Origin of the sequence: Pseudomonas sp. NY15435, assembly GCF_048068295.1 — a bacterium.
Lineage (GTDB): Bacteria > Pseudomonadota > Gammaproteobacteria > Pseudomonadales > Pseudomonadaceae > Pseudomonas.
Map to the genome: position 1 here is coordinate 567,832 of NZ_JBLUQA010000004.1, position 12,343 is coordinate 580,174.

Below are 12,343 nucleotides of genomic sequence, written 5' to 3' on the forward strand. Positions count from 1 at the left end.
ACCGTTTGACGTCACGTGTTATTCGGTTTCCAGTTCGATATCGATGCCGAGCGAGCGGATCTCTTTGATCAACACGTTGAAGGACTCGGGCATGCCGGCCTCCATGCGGTGATCCCCGTCCACGATGTTCTTGTACATCTTGGTACGGCCGTTCACGTCGTCCGACTTCACGGTCAGCATTTCCTGCAGGGTGTAGGCGGCACCGTAGGCTTCCAGCGCCCAGACCTCCATCTCCCCGAAACGCTGGCCACCGAACTGCGCCTTACCACCCAGCGGCTGCTGGGTAACCAGGCTGTAGGAGCCGGTGGAACGTGCGTGCATCTTGTCATCGACCAGGTGGTTCAGCTTGAGCATGTACATGTAACCAACAGTGGTCGTACGCTCGAACTGGTTGCCGGTGCGGCCATCGAACAGACGCATCTGACCGCTCTCCGGCAGATCGGCCAGCTTCAGCATGGCCTTGATCTCGCGCTCCTTGGCACCGTCGAACACCGGGGTCGCCATGGGCACGCCGCCCTTGAGGTTGTTGGCCAGAGCGAGGATCTCGTTATCGTTCAGCTCGTCCAGGCTTTCCTGGCGGCCGCCGATTTCGTTGTAGATCTCGTTCAGGAACACACGCAGCTCGGCGATCTTGCGCTGCTCTTCGAGCATGCGGTTGATCTTCTCGCCCAGACCCTTGGCCGCGAGGCCCAGGTGGGTTTCGAGAATCTGGCCGACGTTCATACGCGACGGTACGCCCAGCGGGTTCAGAACGATGTCGACCGGAGTGCCATGCACGTCATGCGGCATGTCTTCGACCGGCATGATCACCGAGACCACACCCTTGTTACCGTGGCGGCCTGCCATCTTGTCGCCCGGCTGGATGCGGCGCTTGATAGCGAGGTAGACCTTGACGATCTTCAGTACGCCCGGAGCCAGGTCGTCGCCCTGCTGCAGCTTGCGCTTCTTGTCTTCGAACTTGTCGTCCAGCATCTGACGGCGGTCGCTGATGTAGGCCTGGGCCTTCTCCAGCTGCTCGTTCAGAGCATCTTCCGCCATGCGCAGCTTGAACCACTGGCCGCGCTCGAGGCCGTCCAGGTACTCATCGGTGATCTCTGCGCCTTTCTTCAGGGCAGGACCGCCGTCGGCCTTGGCACCGACCAGAGCGGAACGCAGACGCTCGAAGGTTGCGCCTTCGACGATGCGGAACTCTTCGTTCAGATCCTTGCGGATCTCGTCCAGCTGCATCTTCTCGATGGACAGGGCACGGCTGTCGCGCTCTACGCCATCACGGGTGAAGACCTGTACGTCGATGACGGTGCCCTTGGTGCCGGTCGGCACACGCAGGGAGGTGTCCTTCACGTCGGACGCCTTCTCACCGAAGATCGCGCGCAGCAGCTTCTCTTCCGGAGTCAGCTGGGTCTCGCCTTTCGGGGTGACCTTGCCGACCAGGATGTCGCCGGCCTGTACTTCGGCGCCGACGTAGACGATGCCCGCTTCGTCCAGCTTGTTCAGCGCAGCCTCACCCACGTTCGGGATGTCCGCGGTGATTTCTTCTGGGCCGAGCTTGGTGTCACGGGCAACGCAGGTCAGTTCCTGGATGTGGATCGTGGTGAAACGATCTTCCTGGACCACGCGCTCGGACAGGCAGATGGAGTCTTCGAAGTTGAAGCCGTTCCAGGGCATGAACGCTACGCGCATGTTCTGACCCAGAGCCAGTTCACCCATGTCGGTGGACGGGCCGTCGGCCAGGATGTCGCTGCGCGAAACCTGATCACCCTTCTGCACCAGCGGACGCTGGTTGATGCAGGTGTTCTGGTTGGAACGGGTGTATTTGGTCAGGTTGTAGATGTCGACACCGGCTTCGCCAGTCTCGACTTCGTCGTCGTTCACGCGAACCACGATACGGCTGGCATCGACCGAGTCGATCACGCCGCCGCGACGGGCAACCACGCAGACGCCGGAGTCACGGGCGACGTTGCGCTCCATGCCGGTACCTACCAGCGGCTTGTCGGCGCGCAGGGTCGGTACAGCCTGACGCTGCATGTTCGAACCCATGAGTGCACGGTTGGCGTCGTCGTGCTCGAGGAACGGAATCAGCGAGGCAGCGACGGAAACGACCTGCTTCGGCGAAACGTCCATGAGGGTGACGTCTTCCGGCGCCTTCACGGTGAACTCGTTCAGGTGACGTACGGCGACCAGTTCGTCGATCAGTTGGCCTTTTTCGTTCAGGGTCGCGGACGCCTGAGCGATGACATGGTCAGCTTCTTCGATCGCGGACAGGAAGACGATGTCGTCGCTGACCAGACCTTCCTTCACCACGCGGTACGGGCTTTCCAGGAAGCCGTACTTGTTGGTGCGGGCGTAGGTAGCCAGGGAGTTGATCAGACCGATGTTCGGACCTTCAGGGGTTTCGATCGGGCACACGCGACCGTAGTGAGTCGGGTGTACGTCACGAACCTCGAAGCCCGCGCGCTCACGGGTCAGACCACCCGGGCCGAGTGCGGAGACGCGGCGCTTGTGGGTAATCTCGGAGAGCGGGTTGTTCTGGTCCATGAACTGCGACAGCTGGCTGGAACCGAAGAACTCCTTGATCGCGGCAGCCACCGGCTTGGCGTTGATCAGGTCCTGCGGCATCAGGCCTTCGCTTTCGGCCATCGACAGACGTTCCTTGACCGCGCGCTCTACACGCACCAGGCCAACACGGAACTGGTTCTCGGCCATCTCGCCGACGCAACGGACGCGACGGTTACCCAGGTGGTCGATGTCGTCGACGATGCCTTTACCGTTACGGATGGCAACCAGGGTCTTGAGAACCTCGACGATGTCTTCCTTGCTCAGGACGCCAGCGCCTTCGATCTCGGTACGACCGATACGACGGTTGAACTTCATGCGGCCGACGGCGGACAGGTCGTAACGCTCAGCGCTGAAGAACAGGTTGCCGAACAGGGTCTCGGCAGCTTCCTTGGTCGGCGGCTCACCGGGACGCATCATGCGATAGATCTCGACCAGCGCTTCCAGTTGGTTGCTGGTGGAATCGATCTTCAGCGTGTCGGAGATGAACGGACCGCAGTCGATGTCGTTGGTGTACAGGGTTTCCAGACGCGCAACCTGGGCCTTGGCAATCTTCGCCAGGGCATCGACGGTCAGCTCGGTGTTGCACTCGGCGATGATCTCGCCGGTAGCCGGGTGCACGACAGCCTTGGCCACGGTACGGCCAATCAGGTAGTCGAACGGCACTTCCAGCTGGCTGATGCCGGCCTTCTCGAGCTGGTTGATGTGGCGCGCGGTGATACGGCGGCCCGCTTCAACGATGACCTTGCCGGCAGCATCCTTGATATCGAAGCTGGCGATCTCGCCACGCAGACGCGACGGCACCAGCTCCAGATTCAGGGTCTCGCCCTTGATCTCGTAGACGTTGGTGTCATAGAACGCGTTGAGGATTTCCTCGGTGCTGTAGTTCAGCGCGCGCAGCAGGACGGAAGCCGGCAGTTTGCGGCGACGGTCGATACGAACGAACACGCAGTCCTTCGGATCGAACTCGAAATCGAGCCAGGAGCCGCGGTAAGGAATGATGCGAGCGGAGTACAGCAGCTTGCCGGAACTGTGGGTCTTGCCACGGTCGTGGTCGAAGAACACACCCGGGGAGCGGTGCAGCTGGGAAACGATGACGCGCTCGGTACCGTTGATGATGAAGGTACCGTTCTCGGTCATCAGGGGGATTTCCCCCATGTAGACTTCTTGTTCCTTGATGTCCTTGATCGCTTTGTTCGACGATTCTTTGTCGAAAATGATCAGGCGCACTTTCACACGCAGCGGGACCGCAAAGGTCACACCGCGCAGCACGCATTCCTTGACATCGAAGGCCGGCTCACCGAGACGGTAGCCGACGTATTCCAGGGCAGCATTGCCGGAATAGCTGATAATCGGGAAGACGGACTTGAAGGCCGCATGCAGGCCGATATCTCGGACCTGGTCCTTGCTTGCACCCGCCTGCAGGAATTCGCGATAGGAATCCAGCTGGATGGCCAGCAAATACGGCACATCCATGACGTCCGGCAACTTGCTAAAGTCCTTGCGGATACGTTTTTTCTCAGTGTATGAGTAAGCCATCAGCGTTCCCCAGCTTGGTCACCTGCTTGTTTGGCCTCTCCCGCACAGGGGAGCAGCCCAAAAATCGTGCAAACCCTAGGTTTGCGCCGCCACGCGTGGCGGGATTTTCACGTTATGGGGGGCACCTACGGCACCCCACCCATAACGGAAAAAGGCCGGTGGCAATTGCCACCAGCCATCAGCCTGTCGCTTAACGCTCGGGCTGTCGACGCAAGGTACGAACTTACTTGAGCTCGACCTTGGCGCCTGCTTCTTCCAGGGCTTTCTTGGCAGCTTCGGCTTCTTCTTTCGAAGCGCCTTCCTTGACCACGCCCGGGGCGCCGTCAACGACAGCCTTGGCTTCTTTCAGGCCCAGACCGGTCAGTTCACGAACGACCTTGATCACGTTCACTTTCTTGTCGCCAGCTTCGGCCAGGACGATGGTGAACTCGGTTTGCTCTTCAGCAGCGGCAGCAGCCGGGCCAGCAGCAGCAACGGTAGCGGCAGCAGCGGTAACGCCGAACTTCTCTTCCATCGCCTTGATCAGTTCAACGATCTGCATGACGGACATTTCGGATACGGCGGAGATGATGTCTTCGTTGGTCAGAGCCATGACTCTAATTCCTGTATTGGGTGACGGCCTAAGGCCATCGAATTAAACAAAAAAGGTTGAAAGGAGATGCCGAGCCTTAGGCTGCAGCTGCTTCTTTCTGATCGCGAATTGCCGCCAGAGTACGAGCCAGCTTGCTGGTAGCGCCTTGGATCACGCTCATCAGCTGTGCAACAGCTTCGTTGTAGGTCGGCAGGGTCGCCAGCACGTCGATCTGATTGGCTGCGAGGAACTGACCCTCGAACGCGGCCGCCTTGATCTCGAACTTGTCCTGACCCTTGGCAAACTCCTTGAAGATACGAGCGGCAGCGCCCGGATGTTCGTTGGAGAAAGCAATCAGGGTCGGGCCCTTGAACACGTCGTTGAGCACTTCAAACTGAGTGCCTTCAACGGCGCGCTTGAGCAGGGTGTTACGTACGACTTTCACGTACACACCAGCTGCGCGGGCCTCTTTACGGAGTCCGGTCATTGCGCCGACAGTCACGCCGCGTGCATCAACCACGACAGCGGACAGACCGGCTTTGGCAGCCTCGTTGACTTCAGCGACGATGGCCTTCTTGTCTTCGAGTTTAATTGCCACGGGTTTACTCCTGGATGTTACCGATTCGTCCAGCCGGAGCCGGACGGCGTTTTGGTGTCTGATTCGGTAAACGAATCGGGAGCACCATCTGCGTAGGCTTGAGGTTTAAGGCTTGCGCCGCCTACGGTCTTGGATAGCCCCCGCCAGGCAGGGACCCCAATACCTGCGAGCAGTGGGCGAACCCACTGCTCGACTTAGTTCATCAGCCTTCCAGCGAAGCCTGATCGATCTGCAGACCCGGGCCCATGGTGGTGCTCAGGGTGACGCGCTGAACGTACACGCCCTTCGAGGAGGACGGCTTCAGACGCTTCAGATCGCTCAGCAGCGCTTCCACGTTCTGCTTCAGCTTGACCGGCTCGAAGTCGATCTTGCCAACGGAAGCGTGGATGATGCCGTTCTTGTCGGTACGGAAACGCACCTGACCGGCTTTGGCGTTCTTGACGGCGGTAGCGACATCCGGAGTCACGGTGCCGACTTTCGGGTTCGGCATCAGACCGCGCGGGCCCAGTACCTGGCCCAGCTGGCCAACAACACGCATGGCGTCCGGGGAAGCGATGACGACGTCATAGTTCAGGTCACCGGCCTTCATTTCGGCAGCCAGCTCGTCCATGCCAACCTTGTCTGCACCAGCAGCCAGGGCAGCTTCAACACCAGGACCCTGGGTGAAGACGGCAACGCGTACGGATTTGCCGGTACCGTTCGGCAGAACGGTGGCGCCACGTACGACCTGGTCGGATTTACGCGGATCTACGCCCAGATTGATGGCGATGTCCACGGACTCCTTGAACTTGATGGTCGACAGCTCGGCCAGCAGCTTGGCGGCATCTTCGAAGCCGTATTGCTTGCCCGCTTCGATTTTCTCGGCGATAGCCTTTTGACGCTTGGTCAGCTTAGCCATTACACACCCTCCACGTTCAGGCCCATGCTGCGCGCGGAGCCAGCAATGGTGCGTACGGCAGCGTCCAGGTCAGCAGCGGTGAGGTCAGCCTGCTTGGCCTTGGCGATCTCTTCCAGCTGAGCACGGGTAACGGTGCCGACTTTCTGAGAGTTCGGACGAGCGGAACCGCTGGTGATGCCAGCTGCTTTTTTCAGCAGGACGGCAGCGGGGGTGCTCTTGGTTTCGAAGGTGAAGCTACGGTCGCTGTAAACGGTGATGATCACAGGAGTCGGCAGACCCGGCTCTTGGCCTTGGGTCTTGGCGTTGAACGCCTTGCAGAATTCCATGATGTTCACGCCGTGCTGACCCAGAGCCGGGCCAACGGGCGGCGACGGGTTGGCCTGGCCGGCCTTAACTTGCAGCTTGATGTAAGCCGTGATTTTCTTAGCCATTTGCTACTCCAAATGCGGGTCAAGCGCCCTGTCGGGCTCCCCGGTTGCTTTCGCGTTTTATCCCAAGGACGACAAAACCCCGCAGCCTAGGGCTGCGGGGTGTGGGATTCAGTGTGCCAGTTAAACTTTCTCTACCTGGCTGAACTCCAGCTCTACCGGAGTAGAGCGACCGAAAATGAGCACAGCGACCTGGATGCGGCTCTTTTCGTAGTTAACTTCTTCGACGACACCGTTGAAATCAGCGAACGGACCATCGATGACACGAACGGTCTCACCCGGCTCAAACAGAGTCTTCGGCTTCGGCTTGTCGCCGCTATCGGCAACACGACGCAGAATGGCATCAGCTTCCTTGTCGGTGATCGGTGCCGGCTTATCGGCAGTACCACCAATGAAGCCCATGACGCGAGGAGTGTCCTTGACCAGGTGCCAAGTACCCTCGTTCATTTCCATCTGCACCAGGACATAACCCGGGAAGAATTTGCGCTCACTCTTGCGCTTCTGGCCGTTCCGCATCTCCACAACTTCTTCGGTGGGGACGAGAATCTCACCAAACCCATCTTCCATGCCGGCCAGTTTGACCCGCTCGATCAGCGAGCGCATGACATGCTTCTCGTAACCCGAGTAGGCATGCACAACGTACCAACGCTTAGCCACGGAACACCCTTAACCTACGATCATGGAAACCAGCCAACCTAGCAGGGAGTCGAGCCCCCAGAGCACCAGCGCCATTACAAGCACTACTGCCACTACGATCAGCGTGGTCTGAGTTGTCTCTTGACGAGACGGCCATACAACCTTGCGAATCTCGGCGCGCGCTTCCTTAGCAAGAGTAAAGAATGCACGCCCCTTGACGGTCTGCAGCGAGACGAAACCCGCGACAGCCGCCATCACGAGGATACCGAGAACGCGATAGAAGATCGGTTGCGCGGAGTAATACTGGTTGGCAACCACAGCCACCACCACCAGCACTGCAACCACAAGCCACTTCAAGAGATCAAGACGCGACTCTTTGGCTTCTACCTTCGCATTCATCTGCTAGGAATCCCGTTTAAAGAAGTGCCAGATCTTGAAAAATCTGGCAGGCCAGGAGGGAATCGAACCCCCAACCTGCGGTTTTGGAGACCGCCGCTCTGCCAATTGAGCTACTGGCCTAGAACAAAGTCAGGCCGACCATTATGCCGGCCCGAGAGGGAAAGATCAATCGATTATTCGATGATCTTGGCAACCACGCCGGCGCCAACGGTACGGCCGCCTTCGCGAATCGCGAAGCGCAGACCATCTTCCATGGCGATCGGAGCGATCAGGGTAACAACCATTTTCACGTTGTCGCCCGGCATTACCATTTCAACGCCTTCCGGCAGTTCGCAGTTGCCGGTTACGTCGGTGGTACGGAAGTAGAACTGCGGACGGTAGCCTTTGAAGAACGGGGTGTGACGACCACCTTCTTCTTTGGACAGCACGTACACTTCGCACTCGAACTTGGTGTGCGGCTTGATGGTGCCCGGCTTGGCCAGAACCTGGCCACGCTCTACGTCTTCACGCTTGGTGCCACGCAGCAGGACGCCAACGTTCTCACCAGCACGACCTTCGTCGAGCAGCTTGCGGAACATTTCAACGCCGGTGCAGGTAGTTTTGGTGGTCGCCTTGATACCGACGATTTCCACTTCTTCCTGGATCTTGACGATGCCACGCTCAACACGGCCAGTTACCACGGTGCCACGACCAGAGATCGAGAATACGTCCTCGATCGGCATCAGGAACGGCTTGTCGATGGCGCGCTCGGGCTCGGGGATGTACGAGTCCAGGGTTTCTACCAGCTTGCGCACGGCGGAAACGCCCATCTCGTTGTCGTCCTGGCCGTTCAGGGCCATCAGAGCGGAACCGATCACGATCGGAGTGTCGTCGCCCGGGAAGTCGTAGGTGTTCAGCAGATCGCGAACTTCCATTTCGACCAGTTCCAGCAACTCGGCGTCGTCAACCATGTCGGCCTTGTTCAGGAACACGACGATGTAAGGAACGCCTACCTGGCGGGACAGCAGGATGTGCTCGCGGGTCTGCGGCATGGGGCCGTCAGCAGCCGAGCAAACCAGGATCGCGCCGTCCATCTGGGCAGCACCGGTGATCATGTTCTTCACGTAGTCGGCGTGGCCCGGGCAGTCTACGTGAGCGTAGTGACGTACCGGCGAGTCGTATTCAACGTGAGAGGTGTTGATGGTGATACCACGAGCCTTCTCTTCCGGCGCGTTGTCGATCTGGTCGAAAGCGCGAGCGGAGCCACCCCAGGTCTCGGAGCAGACCTTGGTCAGAGCAGCGGTCAGAGTGGTTTTGCCGTGGTCAACGTGACCGATGGTGCCGACGTTTACGTGCGGCTTGTTACGCTCAAACTTTTCTTTAGCCATCTTGACCGCCTCCCGTAAGGATTTGAGAAAGTCACGTCACCATTAAAACAAAGGCAGATATTTTCATATCTGCCTTTGCGAGATGGAGCTCATGAGCGGATTTGAACCGCTGACCTCACCCTTACCAAGGGTGTGCTCTACCAGCTGAGCTACATGAGCAAGACATAAGCAACAAACTTGGAGCGGGTAGCGGGAATCGAACCCGCATCATCAGCTTGGAAGGCTGAGGTTCTACCACTGAACTATACCCGCGGAGCTTGCAGCTCACGCTTGAAACTGGTGGAGGGGGAAGGATTCGAACCTTCGAAGTCTGAGACGTCAGATTTACAGTCTGATCCCTTTGGCCGCTCGGGAACCCCTCCGAGTGAGGCGGCATTCTACAGCCTGCCACCGCGTTGTCAACTGTTTTTCTTTAAAAAACTTGAGCTTAGCTCTTCGACAACGGCTTCCAGTGCTTGACCTTTTCAGGTCGCCCCTGTGAAGCGGGCGCCATTCTATTCAAACTATTGAGGGCTTGCAACGTTTTTGCACGGCATTGTTTGTTTTTGCAGTTCAGGGAAATCCGGAGCCAATTGGCGCACCAGGGCATCGTCCACCAGACGCCCGCTTTCCGCGGTTATCTGCGCCCAATAATCATGCTGCGAACGAGCCAGCTCGCGCACCAGAGCATCGTAACCAGCGGACTTCAGACGCTCCACGACACTGTCAGCGGAATCCTTGCGCTGGAAGATCCCCAGGGATATTCCGTCAGTCAGGTCGCCCTCAGTGATGATATAGCTATCGATCTTGCGCGCCTGTAGCTCGCGAAGCTGCCACAGCGAAGCCTGGCGCGACGCCAGAGGCGGCAGATACACCCAGTAATCGACGCCAGCCGTGGCATCCACTGACTGCACCGAAGCCTGGACATCCAGGCTCAGCAAGCGCTGAACCAATTGCCGAGCACGATCTTCAGCCGGAAAGCTCCCCAGGTACACGCAAGCGGACGCAGGGGCAGTCGCTGGTCTCTCTTCTGCCTGCCGGCGCTTTGGCGCCTCGGCTGACTCACTGAGCAGGCGGATATTCTTCTGCTCGCTGTGGAACAAACTCAGCGGCGTAATCTCCTTGGGACGCAATGGCGCCTGCTGTTGATGCCAGACGAAATAGAAGACGTTAAGAGCAAGCAGGAAAAGGAAGAACCAACGCATCGATCAGACTCACTCGATCGGACAGGCGAGCGCCAGGCCGAGAAACACCAGGTCCGGAAGCACGACGGCGCGAGCGGACTCATCCTTGACGAGCTCGGCATCGCCCCCGGTCAGATAGACAGCACAATCCTCGCCCAGCAGCTTGTTGGCCAGCGCAATCTGCTCACGAACGAATCCGCGCAACATCAACACACAACCACGCTCCACAGCCTCGGACGTTTCCTGTCCTGGCAGCAGGTTCTGCAATGCCTCGTGGGCAGCCTCGTCGTCATATCGTATGCGGCGCGTGTGCGTGCGCAGCTGACTGCGCATCAGCGGCATACCGGGCGCAATGTACCCCCCCAGGTGCTTGCCGGCGGCATCAACGAGATCCGAAGTCACCGCGGTACCGAGATCAATCACCAGGCAACCACGACCGGCGAGGCAATGACCAGCCACAAGAGCCAGCCAGCGATCCATACCAAGTCGCTGATACTCCCGATAGCCGTTGACTACGCCACTGAGCTCAATTGCGGGCGAAGCAATCTGCACCGTAATGGAAAATGCGCTCTCCAGACCGATACGAAGCCCGTCCGTCTCCTGCTCACTGCGCACACTGACCATACGGCAGTAGCGAATATCCACTACCTCGCTGGCCTTCAACTGTTCGAGCAGGGCCTGGTCGGAGTCAGCCACACCACCAGCGACGGTCACCAGGTCGTGTTTTCTGACCACTCGCCACTTGATCAGGCTATTTCCGCAATCCAACTCAAGAATCATCCGACAACCTCAGACTCAGCTCGCCTCCGCTGTAGCTCTGCTCCTTACCATCGACCAGCAGGCGCAGCGCGCCCCTCTCATCGATACCAAGCGCAAGCCCAACGATATTATTGGCGGCAGTGGACAACGTGACCTGCCGCCCCTGCCATAGATGAAGGGATTCCCACTCTTCGCGGCTGGCGGCAAATCCGCGCTCACGGTGGCGGGAAAGAACATGTGCAAGCTGCGACTCCAGCGCCTGCAGCAACTCATTCCGGTTAACCAGTCGCCCCAGCGACTCGCGCATTGAGGTCCAGGGCTGGTCAATGGCCTCCGCCTTACGCATGTTCACATTGATTCCGACGCCAATGGCGACACTGCAGATATCGGCGGGATCACCCGTGAGCTCCAGCAGGATGCCAGCAATCTTCTTGCCGCCAACCAGTACATCGTTGGGCCACTTGAGACCGACACTCTGCACACCCAGCGCCTGGATGGCCCTGGCGACCGCAAGACCAACGACAAGGCTCAAGCCCTCCAGCTCCTGAGCACCTCCGCGGACGGCGATACCCAGGGTGTAATAGAGGTTGGCGCCGAAAGGACTCTCCCACTGGCGCCCTCGCCTGCCCCGCCCGGCAGTCTGCCGCTCCCCCAGGATAGCGAAGGGCGCCGCGGCTCCGGCGGAGAGGCGCCGCAGCACCTCGGCATTGGTGGAGTCGATGGAAAACAGGACATCGAGCGGCCATGGACCGGAATCAGACCTGGGCGCAACAATACTGAACGGCTCTTCAAGGCGATAACCACGGCCGCGCACGCGCTGCACGACCACTCCGTAGTCACGCTCGAACCCTTCAAGACGTTTCCAGACGGCGCTGCGACTTACTCCGAGCAGAGCACCCAGCTCCTCTCCAGAATGAAAGCGGCCATCGCTCAGCAATTTCAGCAAGGTCTGCATATCACCCCCGCAACAGTCAGGCACGCATCATATAGAGGCATGCCTGAATTGCCTACGCAGCAATTGGCTCAGTTTTCCCGCGCGCAAAAGCAAAACCCCCGGCCAGCGATGCTGACCAGGGGTCTTGGGATAGGAGCTTGACGATGACCTACTCTCACATGGAGAAACTCCACACTACCATCGGCGATGCGTCGTTTCACTACTGAGTTCGGGATGGGATCAGGTGGTTCCAACGCTCTATGGTCGTCAAGCAATTCTTTATGGACGCTCGTGGCAGATGCACACGCTCATCCAGATTCGGGTATGTGACAGGTATTTGCGGTTCACACGAACTTTCGGTTCGTTACGTCTTCACCGTACAACACACAAATTGTTTGGGTGTTATATGGTCAAGCCTCACGGGCAATTAGTATCGGTTAGCTCAACGCCTCACAGCGCTTACACACCCGACCTATCAACGTCGTAGTCTTCGACGGC

11 protein-coding genes, 4 tRNA genes and 2 rRNA genes are annotated in these 12,343 nt (G+C 58.9%); all 17 read right to left on the reverse strand.

Annotation, left to right across the window (positions count from 1 at the left end; all coding sequences use genetic code 11):
- Positions 1-18: 18 nt before the first annotated feature.
- Complete coding sequence (rpoB, locus tag ACNFH5_RS12870) at positions 19-4,092, reverse strand: DNA-directed RNA polymerase subunit beta (protein WP_416746420.1); 4,074 nt, start codon at positions 4,090-4,092, stop codon at positions 19-21.
- Between the two features lie 223 nt (positions 4,093-4,315).
- Positions 4,316-4,684: a 50S ribosomal protein L7/L12 gene (gene rplL / locus ACNFH5_RS12875; protein WP_017516430.1), complete on the reverse strand. Its 369-nt coding sequence runs from the start codon at positions 4,682-4,684 to the stop codon at positions 4,316-4,318.
- A 76-nt stretch (positions 4,685-4,760) separates the two neighbouring features.
- Entirely contained in the window at positions 4,761-5,261 is a 501-nt protein-coding gene (rplJ, locus tag ACNFH5_RS12880; protein ID WP_416746423.1) for a 50S ribosomal protein L10, read from the reverse strand.
- A 202-nt stretch (positions 5,262-5,463) separates the two neighbouring features.
- Complete coding sequence (rplA, locus tag ACNFH5_RS12885) at positions 5,464-6,159, reverse strand: 50S ribosomal protein L1 (protein WP_015475312.1); 696 nt, start codon at positions 6,157-6,159, stop codon at positions 5,464-5,466.
- On the reverse strand, positions 6,159-6,590 hold the full coding sequence (gene rplK / locus ACNFH5_RS12890) for a 50S ribosomal protein L11 (protein ID WP_024767122.1): 432 nt from the start codon (positions 6,588-6,590) through the stop codon (positions 6,159-6,161). Before rplK ends, rplA begins: the two co-directional genes overlap by 1 nt.
- A gap of 120 nt (positions 6,591-6,710) precedes the next feature.
- On the reverse strand, positions 6,711-7,244 hold the full coding sequence (nusG, locus tag ACNFH5_RS12895; RefSeq protein WP_015475310.1) for a transcription termination/antitermination protein NusG: 534 nt from the start codon (positions 7,242-7,244) through the stop codon (positions 6,711-6,713).
- Positions 7,245-7,253: 9 nt separating this feature from the next.
- Positions 7,254-7,622: a preprotein translocase subunit SecE gene (gene secE, locus ACNFH5_RS12900; RefSeq protein ID WP_045217345.1), complete on the reverse strand. Its 369-nt coding sequence runs from the start codon at positions 7,620-7,622 to the stop codon at positions 7,254-7,256.
- 44 nt (positions 7,623-7,666) lie between these two features.
- Positions 7,667-7,742 (reverse strand) — tRNA-Trp (locus ACNFH5_RS12905).
- Positions 7,743-7,795: 53 nt separating this feature from the next.
- On the reverse strand, positions 7,796-8,989 hold the full coding sequence (gene tuf, locus ACNFH5_RS12910) for an elongation factor Tu (protein ID WP_054910987.1): 1,194 nt from the start codon (positions 8,987-8,989) through the stop codon (positions 7,796-7,798).
- A gap of 83 nt (positions 8,990-9,072) precedes the next feature.
- Positions 9,073-9,148: transfer RNA gene (locus ACNFH5_RS12915), tRNA-Thr, on the reverse strand.
- Between the two features lie 19 nt (positions 9,149-9,167).
- A tRNA-Gly gene (locus ACNFH5_RS12920) sits at positions 9,168-9,241 on the reverse strand.
- A gap of 25 nt (positions 9,242-9,266) precedes the next feature.
- A tRNA-Tyr gene (locus tag ACNFH5_RS12925) sits at positions 9,267-9,351 on the reverse strand.
- 141 nt (positions 9,352-9,492) lie between these two features.
- Positions 9,493-10,173 (reverse strand): SPOR domain-containing protein, encoded by a 681-nt coding sequence (locus tag ACNFH5_RS12930; RefSeq protein ID WP_416746426.1) that lies wholly within the window; start codon positions 10,171-10,173, stop codon positions 9,493-9,495.
- 9 nt (positions 10,174-10,182) lie between these two features.
- Positions 10,183-10,932, reverse strand: coding sequence for a pantothenate kinase (locus ACNFH5_RS12935; protein ID WP_416746428.1), 750 nt, complete (start codon positions 10,930-10,932; stop codon positions 10,183-10,185).
- The gene (gene birA, locus ACNFH5_RS12940; RefSeq protein ID WP_416746430.1) at positions 10,922-11,866 is read right to left on the reverse strand and encodes a bifunctional biotin--[acetyl-CoA-carboxylase] ligase/biotin operon repressor BirA; all 945 of its coding nucleotides are present in this window, start codon (positions 11,864-11,866) and stop codon (positions 10,922-10,924) included. The genes ACNFH5_RS12935 and birA overlap by 11 nt, the downstream gene beginning before the upstream one ends.
- 135 nt (positions 11,867-12,001) lie before the next feature.
- A 5S ribosomal RNA gene (gene rrf, locus ACNFH5_RS12945) occupies positions 12,002-12,117 on the reverse strand.
- A 134-nt stretch (positions 12,118-12,251) separates the two neighbouring features.
- Positions 12,252-12,343: ribosomal RNA gene (locus tag ACNFH5_RS12950) — 23S ribosomal RNA — on the reverse strand; the annotation flags it as partial.